This window comes from Mesorhizobium sp. AR07 (assembly GCF_024746815.1).
In the GTDB taxonomy this organism is placed as follows: domain Bacteria; phylum Pseudomonadota; class Alphaproteobacteria; order Rhizobiales; family Rhizobiaceae; genus Mesorhizobium.
Map to the genome: position 1 here is coordinate 1133149 of NZ_CP080525.1, position 15280 is coordinate 1148428.

Below are 15280 nucleotides of genomic sequence, written 5' to 3' on the forward strand. Positions count from 1 at the left end.
CAACTACGCCTGGCTAGAGCATCGGGCCGAAAAATGCGTATCGGTTTTCGGATAATCCGATGCTCAATGACGAGATAAAGCCCCCCGGCCCCGCTCAGTAGCCGGCGTAAATCCACTGACAATTGTTGTAGGAATCGCAGCTGTAGTACCAGTAGCCGTCGCTGCGTGCGGTTTCGTTGGACGTGGCCGTGCTGGCAACGGCGTCGGCCTTCTTAGCATCGGCGCCCATTTCCTTGGCCATCTTAGCCATCTTGCCGGTGTCAATGAGCGTCGGCTTGCCGTCCTTCATCTTGGCGCCCTGCTCGGCCACCGGTCCGGCCTCGGCCAGCATTCTGGCGGCGACAAGCATCGCCTCGCCGTCCTTGTCGGCCTTGGCGATGTTGGCCAGCGCCACGGCGGTTTCGACCTTGGTGCGCGCATCGGCCTGTTTTTCCGGCGTCATCCCGCCGGCAAAGGTCAGTGTTGTCGAGCCGAGAGTGGAGGCAAATGCAAGAGCAAGCACCTTTCGAACTGTGGTCATGTGTTGTTCTCCCTGAGAGTGGACGTCCCTGCCAGGCAAGAAAGCAGTTTCATCAGTCGGGAACCCTACCCAAACAGGTAGGCGGCCAGTACTTTTCATCCGGCTGATCCTGGTTTGCGCCCAGGCACCGTTTGACAAGCGGCCTCCAGTCGCGGACGATGGGCCGGGGTATTCAGACGGAATTTCCAATTCGGGCATGCCGCATGCTCCGATCATTGGGGACTGCGCTGCCGGAAGCCGGGGGCGACCTTGACCTTGGTGCAGAAGCGCGAGGCGCAGTTTCTCGACGCCCTCTATCTCGGGGTGCGCGACAGGGCCGACTTTGACGCCTCGCTTGACCTCCTCGGCGGCCTGTTCGATGTCGCCACGGCCATATTGCTGGATTTCGACGCGGCACGGCCGGAAGTGTCGGCGCATGCGTCGGTCGGCCTCATCAAAGGCGAGGCGCTGGATCGCTATCAGCGCGATTTCGCGGCATTGGATCCAGCGCCAAGGGCGTTCATGACCGTGCCTGCCGGCACCGCCATACCCACCTATCGCCTGCTTGTGGAAGAGACACGCAAACCCGGCGTTTTCTTCAACGAGTTCTTCCGCCCGTTGGGGCTGGAAGAATGCCTTGGTGGGACACTTGCCTCGACAAAGGGCCGTTTCGCCATGATCGGGCTGCAGCGGCCCCGCGACCGCGAGCCTTTCGACGACGACGACATCGCCAGGCTCGAGGCGCTCATGCCTCACCTTGCGCGAGCGCTGCAGCTTCGCCGCAGCTTCCTAGAACTCGAAGGCGCGGCCGGCGCCATGTCCGAAATATGCGACCGGCTGGCGGCCGGCATCGTGGCCCTCGATGAATATGGGCGCGGACTGTTCGTCAATGCCGCGGCGCGCAACATCGCCAACGCCGGTGACGGCCTGTCGATTGGTCGCGGCGGCCGGCTTTTCGCCTTGAACCGCGCCGCCAACAACCGGCTCGCCGAACTCGAAGCCGATGTCCGCTCAGGCGGCGCCGGTGGCGTGGTGCGAGCGGCGCGTGCTGCCGGCAAGCCGCCCTATGGCATCATGGTCGCCCCGTTCTTCCTCGATCATGGCGTGGACACCGCAAGATCGCGGCCGCGCGGCGTCATGTTCATCATCCATGACCCGCTGCTCAAGCCGCAGTCGGACGCGCAGACGATCAGCGCACTTTTCGGCCTGCCGAAAGGCACCGCGCAATTGGTTGCGGCGATAGCCGCCAACGAAGATCTGCAAGCCTATGCCAACCGTACCGGAATCTCGTTGAACACGGTCCGCTATCATCTCAAGGCGGCCTACAGCCGCACCGGCGTGCGCCGACAATCGGAGTTGGTAAGGCTGGTCGCGACGGCACTGCGGGATCTCGCGGACCATCGCGACAATGGCGCGCAGTAAGCGCTGCCTCTCGGTTCAAGCAACCTTGTCGAGCAATGGCCTGAGCGCTGGATGAATCTCCGGCGAGGCGTGCTTGATCAGCGTCAGCAGCGCGCGCTCATTCTCGTACAATGGCCGGTCCGCGCCGATATGCTCGATCAGCCATTTGGCTTCGCCGGCATCGATCGTCTCGGCGCGGCGCGCCAGGGCCTCTGCCGCCCTGTTCCTGGCTTCCCACTCGGCTTCGATGTCGTCCGGGGACCGATAGGCCTCCATGATGCCGGCAAGGCCACCTGATATCATGCGGCTGAAAAAGCCGCCGATTTCCGGATCGGCGTGTTCGAGGAAGGCATCACGGCGCAGCGCCACTTCGCGGGTCGGCGCCTCGTAGCCGGCCGAGCACATGACGAAGTTGGCGATCGCCTTGACGAAGAGGTCGTTCCAGGACGGATCGTTGTTGGCCTGTGCCGTGCGTTCGTTGATCCTGAACAGCACCTCGGCCTCGGCGCGGGTGATGGCGATGTTGCCGTCGCCGCCATGCGCATGGAGAATCCGGCGCAACAACTCGACCTCCGCCTTGGCGATCAGTCCGGGAACCAGCGCACCACCCAGCATCAGCGGCCCCTTGCCGTCGATGACGGCTTGGGCGACCTGCTCCAGCGCATAGACGCAAAGCTGGCTCGGCGACGATCTTGCTTCTTCCAGCACATGGACCAGCAATTCGAGTTCGGTCCGGCTGTCGACCATGCCGTCGCGCGAGATCGTGCGGACCAGCCAGTCGGCATTGTCCTGCGAGATGTAGCCCGATGGCTTTTCCTGGTGGACGATATAATCGGTGACCGCTTCGACGAAGAAAAGCGGCCATTCCCGGCATTTATCCTTCGCCGTAGCGTCGAGCGCAAACAGCGCCTCGGCCTCGCCGCGCGTCACCACGCCGTCGCCGAACACTTCATGGCGCAACATCGCCACGTCCTCCGCGGCGATGCGGCTTTTCGAGGTCAGCCCCGCCACCGGCGCGCTCATGATCAATTCGCCCATTTGTCGTCCCCGTCCGCCGCCGGCGAATGCCGGTCCCAAGGCGTCACGTCGGCCAATGTATCAGCAGTGTCTTGAAAAACCGGCAAACGGCGTGGTTAGCGAAGACTTGTCAGCCAATGCGTGTCGCCCAAAAGTGTGCGGCGGTTTTGGGAAAACGACATGCATCAAAGACGTCGCAGGCAGGTGACATTGTGTCGTCGACGGGCTATGGATGACGAGTCGAGGGCTCTTGCGAGTCCTACCTGTTTGCGGGAGAGAGCAGCGAAAGCTGTCGCCGAAGGGGAAATCGCCCGAAATCTCTCAGGCAAAAAGAACCGTAGACGGGAAAGACACTCTGGAAAGTCGGGGCTTGCCCCCGCGCCGAAGGTGTAAGCGCCGCTGACAGAGTTCCGGCTGCGCGAGTCTCTCAGGCTTCAGACAGAGGGGCACGGACTGGTCGCCATTCGCGACCGCTTGCGTGCGACTCTGGAGATGACATGACGGGCGACGACACCAAACACCTTCCCCTGGAAGATATCCATGTGACCGCCGGTGCGCGCTTTGGCGCCTTTGCCGGCTGGTCGATGCCGCTGACCTATCCGGCCGGCGTCATGAAGGAGCATCTGCACACCCGCGGGCATGCCGGCCTGTTCGACATCTCCCATATGAAGCTGTTCGAGGTCAGTGGGCCGGAAGCGGTTGCGCTGCTCAACCGCGCTTGCCCGCTGGATGCCGGCGCGCTCGAAATCTCGCAGTCCAAACTGTCGTTCTTCCTCAATGAAGCAGCTGGCATTCTGGACGATCTGATCGTCACCAGGCTCGGCGATATCAGGTTCATGGTGGTCGCCAATGCCGGCAACGCCGTGGCCGACGAAAAGCATCTGCGTGAGCTTGCCAAGGGTTTCGATGCCAAGGTCGAGCCGCTCGACCGCGTCTTCCTCGCCATCCAGGGTCCGGAAGCCTGGGCAGCCCTGTCCCGCGCCGGCATCGAGACCGGAGCGCTGCTGTTCATGCATGGTGTCGAACCGCGCAAAAACTGGTTCATGAGCCGGTCGGGCTATACCGGCGAGGATGGTTTCGAGATCGGCCTGCCGCAGGCCGATGCACGAGACCTCGTCACCAAACTGCTCGGCGACGAGCGCGTGCTGTGGATCGGCCTTGCCGCTCGCGACAGCCTGCGGCTCGAGGCTGGGCTCTGCCTGCATGGCCAGGACATCACGCCGGAGACCGATCCAGCCGGCGCGGCGCTGATGTGGGCGATCCCGAAAGAGATCCGCGCGGCTGGCGCGTTCATTGGCGCCGACGCGCTGCGCGCCGCCACGGAACGCGGCCCCGCGCAAAAGCGCGTCGGGCTGAAGCCGGAGGGCCGCCAGCCGGTGCGCGCCGGGGCTGCGCTTTTTGATGCCGACGGCAATCCCGCCGGCCATGTCACATCAGGCGGCTTCGGCCCCTCGGCCGGCCATCCGGTCGCCATGGGCTATGTCGTGACGCCGCTGGCCAAGCCCGGAACACGGGTTTTCGCCGATGTGCGCGGCGCGAAAATCCCCGTCGATATCAGTTCCCTGCCCTTCACTCCGCATCGCTACCGCAAAGGATGATTTCAATGGCAACGACCTATTTCACCACCGATCACGAATGGCTCCGCGTCGAGGGCGGCATCGCCACTGTCGGCATCACCGACTACGCGCAGGAACAACTCGGCGATCTCGTCTTCGTCGAATTGCCCGAGACCGGCAAGAAGCTGGCCAAGGGCGATACCGCGGTCGTGGTCGAATCCGTCAAGGCGGCCTCGGACGTCTACGCACCGGTCGACGGCGACATCACCGAGGCCAACGGCGCGCTGTCGTCGGATCCGTCGCTGGTCAACTCGGCGGCCACCGGAGCCGGCTGGCTGTGGAAGATGAAGCTCGCCGACGAAAGCCAGCTCGCCGGTCTCATGGATGAGGCCGCCTACAAAGCCCATATCGGTTGACAGCAGGACTTGGACAAGATGACCGCAGCACCCTACCCCTTTTCGGCCCGCCACATCGGCCCGAGCCTCAATGACACCAGAGCGATGTTGGCCGCCATCGGCGTGCCTTCCATCGAAACGCTGATCAGCCAGTCCGTGCCGAGGTCGATCCGGCTCGATCGGCCGCTCGCCCTGCCCGCACCGGCGAGCGAGGCGGAAGCGCTTGCCGAGCTTTCGGCGACGATGGCACGCAACACCGTGCTTAAGAGCTTCATCGGCGCCGGCTATCACGGTGTCCATGTGCCGCCGGTCATCCAGCGCAATTTGTTCGAGAACCCGGCCTGGTACACGGCCTACACGCCCTATCAGGCCGAGATCAGCCAGGGCCGGCTCGAAATGCTGTTCAACTTCCAGACGCTGGTCACCGAACTGACCGGCCTGCCGGTGGCCTCGGCCTCGCTGCTCGATGAAGCGACCGCCGTCGCCGAAGCGGTCGGCATCGCGTTGCGCCACCACCGCGACAAGCGCACCAAGGTGGCGCTTGCCGGCACACCGCATCCGCAGACGCTGGACGTGGTGCGCACCCGCGCCGAACCGCTCGGCATCGAGATCGATGGCGACAGTATCGACGACAACACCGCGGCCCTGCTCGTCTCCTGGCCGGACACGTTTGGCGTCTATGGCGACCACAAGGCTGCGATCGCCAAGGCCCGCGCGACCGGCGCGCTGGTCGTCTTCATTGCCGACCCGCTCGGTCTGACGCTGACCGATGCGCCGGCAAAACTGGGCGCCGACATTGCCGTCGGCCCGATGCAGCGTTTTGGTGTGCCGATGGGCTTTGGTGGTCCACACGCCGCCTATTGCGCCGTCTCCGACAGGCTGACGCGGCTGATGCCCGGCCGCCTGGTCGGCCAATCGACCGACAGCAAGGGGCGGCCCGGCTATCGGCTTGCCTTGCAGACCCGTGAGCAGCATATCCGCCGCGACAAGGCGACCTCCAACATCTGCACCGCGCAGGCGCTGCTTGCCAACATGGCGACCGCCTATGCCATCTGGCACGGCCCCGTCGGGCTGCAGGCGATTGCCGGGCGCATCCACGCGCTGGCCAACCGCCTCGCCGCCGGCCTCAAGACCGCAGGCGTGTCGGTGATCGGCGCCAGTCGCTTCGACACGGTAACGGTGGAGGTGAAGGGCAAGGCTGCGCAGATCGCCACGGCGGCTGAAAGGACCGGCCGTCTGTTGCGCGTCATCGATGCCGACCATGTCGGCATCAGCTTCGACGAGACCGCGACCGATGCCGATCTCGACGCGATCGCGGCCCTTTTCGGCGCCAAGGCCGGTCCCTCGGCCGACAGCACGGTGCCCGGCAAGCCGCGTGGCAAGGAGTTCCTGACCCAGCCGGTGTTCCACGAAAACAAGTCGGAAACCGAGATGATGCGCTTCCTGCGCCGGCTGGCCGACAAGGACCTGGCGCTCGACCGCGCCATGATCCCGCTCGGCTCCTGCACCATGAAGCTCAATGCCGCCGCCGAGATGATGCCGGTCAGTTGGCCAAGCATCGCCAACCTGCATCCCTTCGCGCCCGCAAGCCATTCGGCCGGCTACCGCGCCATGATCGGCGAACTGGAGGGCTGGCTGTCGGAGATCACCGGCTTCGACGCCGTCACCTTGCAGCCCAATGCCGGCAGCCAGGGCGAATATGCCGGATTGCTCGCCATCCGCGCTTATCACCGCTCGCGCGGCGAAAGCCATCGCACCGTCTGCCTGATCCCGTCCTCCGCGCATGGCACCAATCCGGCGAGCGCGGCGATGGCTGGCATGAGCGTCGTCGTCGTGCGCTGCTTGGAGGATGGCAATATCGACATGGACGATATGAGGGCCAAGGCCAACGAGCATTCCAAGAATCTCGCGGCGCTGATGTTCACCTATCCCTCGACGCATGGCGTCTACGAGGAAGGCGCGCGCCACCTCTGCGCCCTCATTCACGAGCATGGCGCCCAGGTCTATTTCGACGGCGCCAACCTCAACGCGCTGGTTGGGCTTGCCCGTCCCGGCGACATCGGAGCCGATGTCTGCCACATGAACCTGCACAAGACCTTCTGCATTCCGCATGGCGGCGGCGGGCCCGGCATCGGCCCGATCGGCGTCAAGGCGCATCTGAAGCCCTATCTGCCGGGTCATGTCACCGAAGGCTCGGCGCATGCCGTGTCGGCCGCACCGTTCGGCAGCGCTTCGATCCTGCCGATCACCTGGATGTACATCCGCATGATGGGCGCGTCGGGCCTGAAACAGGCGACCGAAACGGCGATCCTGTCCGCCAACTACGTGGCGACGCGGCTCGCGCCGCACTTCCCGCTTCTCTACAAGGGCAGGCACGATCGCATCGCCCATGAGTGTATCCTGGATACACGCGTGCTCAAGGAGAGCGCCGGCATCAGCGTCGACGATGTCGCCAAGCGCCTGATCGACTATGGTTTCCATGCGCCGACCATGTCGTTCCCGGTCGCCGGCACGCTGATGGTGGAGCCGACCGAGTCCGAGCCCAAGGGGGAACTCGATCGCTTCTGCGAGGCGATGATCGCGATTGCCGGAGAGGCAGCGAAAGTCGCCAGGGGCGATTGGCCTTTGGCCGACAATCCGCTGGTCAACGCACCGCATACCGCGGCCGAAGCACTGGCCGGCCAGTGGACCCATCCCTACTCGCGCCTGGAGGCGGCCTATCCCGCCGGCGACGCCGATACATCGGCAAAATACTGGCCGCCAGTGTCGCGCATCGACAATGTCGCTGGCGACCGCAACCTGGTCTGCTCCTGCCCGCCACTGTCGGACTATCTGGGTGCTGCTGAATAGTTACGCGGAGCGCAAGGCCGGCTTGACCGGTTCGGCCTTGCCCGCCCTTTTTCGGCTGATGACGCAATTTCGGCCGGCCCGCTTGGCGGCATAGAGCGCTGTATCGGCCTCGGCCAGCACGTCATCGAGGCTGCGGCCGTCGACCTCGCCAAAGCCCATGCCGCCGCTGACCGTGCTGCGCAACGGACCGAGCTGGGTGGCAACGATTTCGGTGCCGAAGGCAACGCCGATCTTGCTGGCAAGGTCGGAGGCCCTTTCATCCGTCATCCGCGATATGACGACGGCGAATTCCTCGCCGCCCAGGCGAAAGGCGTCAACGCCGGTCCTGGCATATCTCTTGATAACAGCGGCGAAGCGGCACAGGACCTGGTCGCCGACGGGGTGGCCGTAGACGTCGTTCGTCCGCTTGAAGTGATCGAGGTCGAACATCACCACGGACATGAATGGACCAAAGCTCCGCTCGCCATAGAGCGACGTCAGCGCCCGGCGATTCGTCAACCCCGTCAACGGATCGGTCATGGTCTCGGCCTTCAGCTCGATCTGCGCCTGCAGATGGTGGAGAGAAAGCGTCAACGCGCCGAGCCCGGTCATGCAGGCCACCGCCACGACCGAATTCAGCCGTTCGGCCCAGTTGTCCGGCGCGGCCAACAATGTCCATTGCCCTCCTGCCAGCAGAACCAGGCCGCATGAGGCAAACGACACAGCGCAGGTGCCGCTCAGGAACGAAACCACCAGCAGGATCCGGCGATCATGGCTGCCGTTGATCCAGAACATGGCGCCGATCGCCGACAGCAGCAGCGTTGCCGTCGCGTAGGTGACGATGAAGCCGACACCGTCGAAGCCAAGGAAGGTCACGGCCGCACAGATGGCCATGGCGGCAAGCGTCGGTGCGACGACACGTCGGTAGCCGGGCACGCCGAGATATTGCATGGCCGACAGACAGATGATCAGGAACCCGAGGCTGAGCATCGCAAGCACGATCTGGCAAAGCAACGGATCGGGATCCTCGGTGTATCGCCAGAACAGGACCACATGAGCGACGAGCACCAGAATGCCGCACGCCACCGTCAGGACAAAGCCTGCCCTGGGCGCGGTGAACCAGATCGCAAACATGGTGACGCTGAGGCAGATGCCCGACAGCGCGGCTGCGAGCAGGAGCGAACTGAAGTCCAGCATATCTGGCGAGGGCCTCTCGAGCGTCGGTGGTTGCGCTGCATTCTAGGTCAGCGGCAGTCCCCGGATACGGTTTTCAGCCGATCTTTCGACGCAACCTGCGGATAGGGTTTACAAAGCGTCGATGCCACGGTCTGGAAAGCGCCCCCTTGGCCGCGAGATCAACCCTTGTTCAGCAGGGCGAGGTTGGCGTTCACGACTGTGGGATCGGCCATGCCGGCCTTCGCCTCGAGCAGCAGCGCCTTGGCCTTCTTGCGATTGCCGCGCAACAGTTGCGAATAGCCCATGTTGTTGACGATCTGCGGCTTGCGGCCAGCGACTTTCAAAAGCTGGTTGTAGGCTCGGTCGGCGAAGTCGAAGCGGCCGAGTTCGTCATAGGCAGCGGCGAGCCCCATCCAGGCTTCGGCATTGTCGGCCTTCAACTCGACGGCCTTGCGGAAATGCTGTTCGGCGAGGCCGTAATTGGCATCGCGAAACTGCGCCTTGCCTTGCGCCAGATCGGAGGTGGCGACGTCCTTTGCCGCCGGTTGGATGGCGGTGGTCCTGGTCGTATCGATGGTGCTGGTCGAGCAGCCGGTTGCCACAAGAATGACCGCCATCGCGGCCGCCGCCGTGAAAGTTGTATGACGCATGCCCTGCCCCGTCGCCCGATTTGCCGGGTCGTTTCTTCAGGAATTACGGTACAGAAGAGCCATTAAGCTTCGGTGCCGAAATGCACCTAAGATTTGGCTTCCGGCACACCAGGCATTAACCACCAGGCACCACAAGACCTCAATCACGGCAACCCAAGTTCAGACGGTCCGGCCGCCGAGAAGATGACGTCGTCACGCGCACGACGTTCGGTGAAGGCCCATTTCCCTAGGAATGCCCGCGGCAACGACGCGAGCGGCGTTCTCACGGCCCCAGGGCCTTGAGCGCCTCCGGAACCGGATAGCGGCCGCCGTCATAGCGCAGCCGGTAGGTCCGGGTCACGGACTTGCCTGGATGGGACTGGCACTCGCCACTCGCGTCTGGGGAGGGATCGTCGGTATCCGTCCGCTCGACCACGGTGATGTCGCGATAGCCGTGATGGCTCGCCGGGCTCATCGCCAGGCTGACCTGGCTGGAGTGGAAGGATCCGGCGCAATTGGTATCGCCTTCGCCGCCACTACCGACCACGACGAGGCCGTCGAGCACCATGCGCAGGGCATCGCCGGCGACGGCATAGAGCCGCAGGTCGGTTTCGCTGAAGGGATTGGGCTGCGAATGATTTGCCATGTCGATGCGCAGGCCGAAGGCGGTGATTTTGGGCGCCAGTTCATAGCGGCCGGTATCGAATTCGATGCCGCGGATGGCGATGGCATCATCATTCATCAGCCCGGGCTGCAGCAGGCGCTGGCGCACCTGCTGGCTCTTTCTGTCGACGATCAAAAGCTCGATATCGCCGATATGCTGGCCGTCGACGGATTTGGCGATGTCGATTAAAGGCACCGCGACCAACAGCAGATCGTCATGGGCAGGCCAGATCTTGCAGACCAGGCCTGGCGTATCGCCGTCCGAGGACGTCAGCGCGATACTGATATCGGATTCGAGCGTGAACGAGGCGCCGTCGGCGCTCTTTCGAGCCTTGGGATAGGCCTGCTGCACAAGGGCGGCGGCATTGCCGCAATCGCCAGCCGCGGCCCAGGTGGGTGACAGACCGGCGACGGCGAGGCCGAGAAAGAGGGTGCGCAGCACTATTTGCATGACTTCTCACTTGTTTGCGGACCTTGCAGGTCCCGATGTAGCGCAGTTCAGGCCGGCCTCACCTGAATATCAGCACATCTCTAGGACGTCTCTAATGCGCCGTCATTTTGACGATGATTGGGATCACGGCGATCATCAGCACCACCGGCAGGATGCAGACCACCACCGGCACCGACATCTTGGCCGGCAGAGCGTGCGCCTTTTCCTCGGCCAGCGACATGCGCTTGTGGCGCATTTCGTCGGAAAAGACGCGCAGCGCCCCGGACAGGCTAGTGCCCAGTTCCTTCGACTGCTGCAGCAGCGTGGCGAAGGAACGCACCTCGTCCAGGCTTAGTCGATCCGCGAGCGCCTTCAGCGCATCGTCGAGGCTGCGCCCTGCCCTCAACTCCAGCGACACAAGCTGCAGGTTCAGGCTGAGCGCGGGATAGGTCTTGGCGAGTTCCCTGGAGACGCGCTCGATGCCGGACTCCATGCTCATGCCGGCGTCCGAGCAGACGATCATCAGGTCCATGAAATCGGGAAACCCGTTGCGGTATTCGCGCCTCTTTTCCCGCACCTTCTGGGTCAGCACAAGACCAGGCAGGAAGTAGCCGGCCGCTCCCGACAGGATGACGAATGTCCAACGGCTGGCCATCGTCGCGTCCGGGCTGGCCATCCATCGGTTGAGCACAAAGACAGCGATTGCCGTGCCGATCATCGCAATGAACCGGATAAGGAAAAACATGCCAACGGCGCGGGCCTCCATGTAGCCGGCCTGGATGAGCTTCATGCGCAGCCGGGCGACATTTTCCGGATCGCTCTTGGCGTAGAATTCCTGCGCCCGCTTCACCGCTTTCTCGCGCACGATGCCGGCGTTCTTCTTCTGCACCGGCTCGGGCTTCGCGGCCACGGCACCGTCATCCACCTTGAGCCGGCGTTTGACGTCGTTGCGGTCGCCCTTCGCCGCCACCATCGGCCAGGCAACCGCGCCTGCACCCAGAGCCAAAAGCAGCATGGCCACCGGCATCAACGAGGTCGGCGCAAGCGAGGCGAGGAATTCGACGAAGCCCTGCATGTCAGAACCTGAAATTCGACATCTTGAACATCATCAGATTGCCCAGCATAAGCCAGGTGACCGAGCCGCCAATCAGGTACCAGGTCTTCGGCTCACCCCAGACGTCGCGGTAGAAGCTCGGCATCAGCGCCATGATAGCGGCAAACAGCAGCGCCGGTATCGCCGTCAGGATGTAGGCCGACATGCGGCCTTCGGTCGAAACGGCGCGCACCTTGCGACGCAGCTTGCCGCGCTCGCGGATCGTCAACGCCAGGCCGTCGAGGATCTCGCGCAGATTGCCGCCTGAACTGGTCTGGATCGAGACCGCGGTGAGGAACAGCGGCAGGTCCTCGTGGCCGACCCGGTCGAACAGCGAGTTCAACGCCGAAACCAGATCCGATCCATAGGTCACTTCGTCGGCGATGACGCCGAACTCGGTGCCGATCGGGTCGGTCATCTCGCGCGCCACCATGGCGATCGCCACCGGCACCGGATGGCCGGCCTTGAGGCCACGCGTGATCAGTTCCAGTGCCTCCGGCAGCTGCATGCCGAAGCGCTTCAGCCGGCGCTTGCGCTTGAAACGCAGCGTCATCACCGGCAGCACCGGCACAAGCACGACAAACAGGACAAGTCCGAACAGCGGCGGCAAGCCATACCAGATGGCGACCAAACCCGCGGCGAATGCCACGCCGCAGGTGATCATCAGGAATTTCGACAGCGGCATGATCATGCCCGACTGGGTTCGCAGAGCGCGAAACCGGTCCGGCGAAAACAGCGATGTCCCCGCGCCAAGTCCGCGCTCCTTGCGCAGCTGGATCAGCACCTGCTCCTGGCTGATCTTGTTTTCCCGCAGCTTCATGCGCCGGTTGATGGCGGTGCGCTTGTCGCTGCGGCTGGCAAAAAGCAGGTAGCAGGCCTCGGCGATCAGGATGCCGGTAAGTGCTGCCGCGGCATAGACGACATAGATCGCGCTGAGCCCGTCGAACACCTGGCTACTCCTGCGGCCGGCCGGGTTCGAAATATCGTCCGGGGAACTCGATGCCCATGGCGCGCAGATCCTCGAGGAATCGCGGCCGGATGCCGGTCGCCTCGTAGTGGCCGAGGATACTGCCGTCGGCCTCCATGCCGGTGCGCACGAAGCGGAATATCTCCTGCATCTGGATGACGTCGCCTTCCATGCCGGTCACCTCGGCGACGCTCGTCACCTTGCGCTTGCCGTCGGACAGACGTGTCAGCTGCACGATAAGGTCGAGCGCGCTGGCGATCTGGCTGCGGATCGACTGCACCGTCATCGGCATGCCGGTCATTCCGAGCATCTGCTCCAGGCGCGATATGCAATCGCGTGGCGTGTTGGCATGAATGGTCGCCATTGAGCCTTCATGGCCGGTGTTCATTGCCTGCAGCATGTCGAAGGCTTCCTCGCCGCGGCACTCGCCGAGGATGACGCGGTCAGGGCGCATGCGCAGCGCGTTCTTGACCAGGTCGCGCTGTTTCAGCTCGCCATGGCCTTCGATGTTGGCGGGACGCGTTTCCATGCGCGCGACATGCGGTTGCTGCAGCTGGAGTTCGGCCGCGTCCTCGATGGTGATCAGCCGCTCGTCTTCCGGAATGAACGCCGACAGCGCGTTGAGCATGGTCGTCTTGCCGGTGCCGGTGCCGCCCGAAATGATTGTCGTCTTGCGGGCATGCACGGCCGCCGCCAGCACTTCGGCCATGTTCTGGGTGATGGCGCCGAATTCAACCAGTCTGTGCAGGCCGAGCTTGTTCTTGGAGAATTTGCGGATCGACACCAGCGGTCCGTCGACGGCAACCGGGCGGATCGCCGCGTTGAAACGCGAGCCGTCCAGCATGCGCGCATCGACCATCGGCTGCGATTCGTCGACACGGCGGCCGACCGCGGCGACGATCTTGTTGATGATGCGCAAGAGATGCGCCTCGTCCTTGAACGGAATATGGACCGGTTGCAGCTTGCCCTTCTTTTCGACAAAGCAGTTCTGGTGACCGTTGATCAGGATGTCGTTGATGTCGGGGTCCTTGAGCAGCGGTTCAAGCGGGCCGAGGCCGACCATCTCGTCGACGATGTCGTCGACCAGCGCGTCAAGCTCGACGGTGTTGATCGCCATCCGCTCGTGCTTGGTCTTTTCCGACACGAAATCATGCACTTGCCGGCGCATCTCATCCTTGGGCAAACGCTCCAGCGCGACAAGGTTGATCTCCTCGAGCAGCAGCCGGTGGATGCGCACGCGCGCATCGAGCACCTTGTTGGCATTCTTTGCCGGCGCTGCTTCCGGCTTTGCCGGCAAAGCCTTCCGGTTCGTCGGAATGACGACAGCATGATGCGCGACCGGCATTGGCTCGGCGGCGCGGTGCGGACGCGCATCGCGGTTCTGCAGGGTGGAAAAGCGGCTGGTCATCCGGCTTTCCTCTTCAGCAATCCCCGGCCCATGCCAAACAGCGAGCGCGATTTCGCCCTCGGTTGGACCGCTTCCTCAGGCAGAATGATCTTCTTCAGATCGTTGATGACATTGGCGTTCGGGTCGATCTCGTGCAGCGGCACGCCGCGATCGACCGCCTCGCGCACCAGCCGGTAGTTGTTGGCAATGCCGCCGACGAAATGTTCGCCGAGGATTTCCTGGACGTCCGCCTGCTTGATGCCGTTGTCGAACATCTTCTGCTCGAAACGGTTGACGATGACGTTCGGCTTCACTTCCTTGCCGGCGGTCTCGTAGACCGCCTGGATCAGCCGCTGCGTGTGGCGCAGGCACGGCACCGTCATTTCGGCGACGATGTAGAGCTTGTTGGAACCAAGCAGCACGGTCTCCGTCCACGGAAACCAGGTGCGCGGCATGTCGATGACGACATTGTCGAAATAGGCCGAAACAAGATCCAGCATGCGCACCACGACATCGGTCTTGAACGAGCGCATCTCGGCGGGATGCGTCGGCGCCGCCAGCACGCAAAGCCCGCTGGCATGCTTCGACAGCATGACATCGAGCAGCTGCCGGTCGAGGCGTTCGGGCTGGTTCTCGATCTCGGTGATGTCGAAACGCGGCTCGAGGTCGAGATATTCGGCACAGGCGCCCTGTTGGAAGTTGAGGTCGACCACGCAAGTCGAGGCGCCGCGCGTCACCGAGTGATGCAGCTGGAAGGCGGTCTGCAGCGCCAGCGTCGTGGTGCCGACACCGCCCGCGGCCGGCATGAAAGTGTAGATCTGCGACTCGGTGTTTTCCTCGCGCCCGGGGCCTTGCAAGACACGCACGACGGAACGCACGAGGTCGGCGGTGGTGATCGGCTTGACCAGGAAATCCACGACCTTGAGCTGCACGAGAATGCGCACCGCGGCCGCGTTGAACTCCTGGGTGACGACGACAACCGGCGCCTTGCCCTCCAGCCGGCGCATGACGCGCTGCAGCGATTCGATCTCCTCCAGCCTTGCCGCGTCCATGTCGACGATGACGGCGCCGAAATCGGCCTCCTGGATCTCGCCACGCAGCTCGGTGACATTCTTCTCCACTGTCGCGAGCTGGATGATCTCGGAGGCGGCGAATGCGGTCCGCGTGTCCTGCACAAAGGTCCTGTCGGTCGATACGAGCAGGATCTTCCTGGTCTTGATGCCGTTTGCCATTCTCGT

Annotated in this window: 13 protein-coding genes and 1 riboswitch; of the genes, 4 read left to right on the forward strand and 9 right to left on the reverse strand. The window is 63.7% G+C overall.

Annotated features, from left to right (window positions below; genetic code table 11):
* Positions 1 to 94 precede the first annotated feature (94 nt).
* Positions 95 to 520 (reverse strand): hypothetical protein, encoded by a 426-nt coding sequence (locus BPNPMPFG_RS05945; RefSeq protein WP_258593919.1) that lies wholly within the window; start codon positions 518 to 520, stop codon positions 95 to 97.
* Positions 521 to 769: 249 nt separating this feature from the next.
* Between BPNPMPFG_RS05945 and BPNPMPFG_RS05950 the strand changes: the two genes are divergently transcribed.
* Positions 770 to 1921, forward strand: a complete 1152-nt coding sequence (locus BPNPMPFG_RS05950) for a helix-turn-helix transcriptional regulator (protein WP_258593920.1) — start codon at positions 770 to 772, stop codon at positions 1919 to 1921.
* 15 nt (positions 1922 to 1936) lie between these two features.
* On the opposite strand, the gene BPNPMPFG_RS05955 is transcribed toward BPNPMPFG_RS05950, so the two are convergent.
* The gene (locus tag BPNPMPFG_RS05955) at positions 1937 to 2938 is read right to left on the reverse strand and encodes a hypothetical protein (RefSeq protein WP_258593921.1); all 1002 of its coding nucleotides are present in this window, start codon (positions 2936 to 2938) and stop codon (positions 1937 to 1939) included.
* 239 nt (positions 2939 to 3177) lie between these two features.
* Positions 3178 to 3265: riboswitch (glycine riboswitch) on the forward strand.
* 149 nt (positions 3266 to 3414) lie between these two features.
* Between BPNPMPFG_RS05955 and gcvT the strand changes: the two genes are divergently transcribed.
* From gcvT to gcvP, 3 genes are read left to right on the forward strand one after another with little or no spacing between them, the layout of a single operon-like run.
* Positions 3415 to 4515, forward strand: coding sequence for a glycine cleavage system aminomethyltransferase GcvT (gene gcvT, locus BPNPMPFG_RS05960; protein ID WP_258593923.1), 1101 nt, complete (start codon positions 3415 to 3417; stop codon positions 4513 to 4515).
* Positions 4516 to 4520: 5 nt separating this feature from the next.
* Positions 4521 to 4889 (forward strand): glycine cleavage system protein GcvH, encoded by a 369-nt coding sequence (gene gcvH, locus BPNPMPFG_RS05965; protein ID WP_258593925.1) that lies wholly within the window; start codon positions 4521 to 4523, stop codon positions 4887 to 4889.
* Between the two features lie 18 nt (positions 4890 to 4907).
* Complete coding sequence (gene gcvP / locus BPNPMPFG_RS05970) at positions 4908 to 7718, forward strand: aminomethyl-transferring glycine dehydrogenase (protein WP_258593927.1); 2811 nt, start codon at positions 4908 to 4910, stop codon at positions 7716 to 7718.
* On the opposite strand, the gene BPNPMPFG_RS05975 is transcribed toward gcvP, so the two are convergent.
* The 7 genes from BPNPMPFG_RS05975 to BPNPMPFG_RS06005 form a co-directional block, all read right to left on the reverse strand.
* Entirely contained in the window at positions 7719 to 8894 is a 1176-nt protein-coding gene (locus BPNPMPFG_RS05975) for a GGDEF domain-containing protein (protein ID WP_258593929.1), read from the reverse strand.
* A gap of 158 nt (positions 8895 to 9052) precedes the next feature.
* Complete coding sequence (locus tag BPNPMPFG_RS05980) at positions 9053 to 9523, reverse strand: tetratricopeptide repeat protein (RefSeq protein ID WP_258593930.1); 471 nt, start codon at positions 9521 to 9523, stop codon at positions 9053 to 9055.
* Between the two features lie 262 nt (positions 9524 to 9785).
* Positions 9786 to 10616, reverse strand: a complete 831-nt coding sequence (locus BPNPMPFG_RS05985; RefSeq protein ID WP_258593932.1) for a PA3715 family protein — start codon at positions 10614 to 10616, stop codon at positions 9786 to 9788.
* A gap of 91 nt (positions 10617 to 10707) precedes the next feature.
* Entirely contained in the window at positions 10708 to 11670 is a 963-nt protein-coding gene (locus BPNPMPFG_RS05990) for a type II secretion system F family protein (RefSeq protein ID WP_258593934.1), read from the reverse strand.
* A gap of 1 nt (position 11671) precedes the next feature.
* Positions 11672 to 12637 carry a type II secretion system F family protein gene (locus tag BPNPMPFG_RS05995; protein WP_258593936.1) on the reverse strand — a complete coding sequence of 322 codons (966 nt, stop codon included), beginning with the start codon at positions 12635 to 12637 and terminating at the stop codon, positions 11672 to 11674.
* Between the two features lie 4 nt (positions 12638 to 12641).
* The gene (locus BPNPMPFG_RS06000; protein ID WP_258593938.1) at positions 12642 to 14063 is read right to left on the reverse strand and encodes a TadA family conjugal transfer-associated ATPase; all 1422 of its coding nucleotides are present in this window, start codon (positions 14061 to 14063) and stop codon (positions 12642 to 12644) included.
* On the reverse strand, positions 14060 to 15274 hold the full coding sequence (locus BPNPMPFG_RS06005) for a CpaE/TadZ family protein (RefSeq protein ID WP_258593939.1): 1215 nt from the start codon (positions 15272 to 15274) through the stop codon (positions 14060 to 14062). The genes BPNPMPFG_RS06000 and BPNPMPFG_RS06005 overlap by 4 nt, the downstream gene beginning before the upstream one ends.
* Positions 15275 to 15280 lie beyond the last annotated feature (6 nt).

Coding starts and splice junctions, on each gene's coding strand:
- gcvP (WP_258593927.1), top strand. CDS start 4,908: ATGACCGCAGCACCCTACCCCTTTTCGGCCCGCCACATCGGCCCGAGC.
- BPNPMPFG_RS05975 (WP_258593929.1), bottom strand. CDS start 8,894: ATGCTGGACTTCAGTTCGCTCCTGCTCGCAGCCGCGCTGTCGGGCATC.
- BPNPMPFG_RS05955 (WP_258593921.1), bottom strand. CDS start 2,938: ATGGGCGAATTGATCATGAGCGCGCCGGTGGCGGGGCTGACCTCGAAA.
- gcvH (WP_258593925.1), top strand. CDS start 4,521: ATGGCAACGACCTATTTCACCACCGATCACGAATGGCTCCGCGTCGAG.
- BPNPMPFG_RS05980 (WP_258593930.1), bottom strand. CDS start 9,523: ATGCGTCATACAACTTTCACGGCGGCGGCCGCGATGGCGGTCATTCTT.
- BPNPMPFG_RS05985 (WP_258593932.1), bottom strand. CDS start 10,616: ATGCAAATAGTGCTGCGCACCCTCTTTCTCGGCCTCGCCGTCGCCGGT.
- BPNPMPFG_RS05990 (WP_258593934.1), bottom strand. CDS start 11,670: ATGCAGGGCTTCGTCGAATTCCTCGCCTCGCTTGCGCCGACCTCGTTG.
- BPNPMPFG_RS06000 (WP_258593938.1), bottom strand. CDS start 14,063: ATGACCAGCCGCTTTTCCACCCTGCAGAACCGCGATGCGCGTCCGCAC.
- BPNPMPFG_RS05945 (WP_258593919.1), bottom strand. CDS start 520: ATGACCACAGTTCGAAAGGTGCTTGCTCTTGCATTTGCCTCCACTCTC.
- BPNPMPFG_RS06005 (WP_258593939.1), bottom strand. CDS start 15,274: ATGGCAAACGGCATCAAGACCAGGAAGATCCTGCTCGTATCGACCGAC.
- gcvT (WP_258593923.1), top strand. CDS start 3,415: ATGACGGGCGACGACACCAAACACCTTCCCCTGGAAGATATCCATGTG.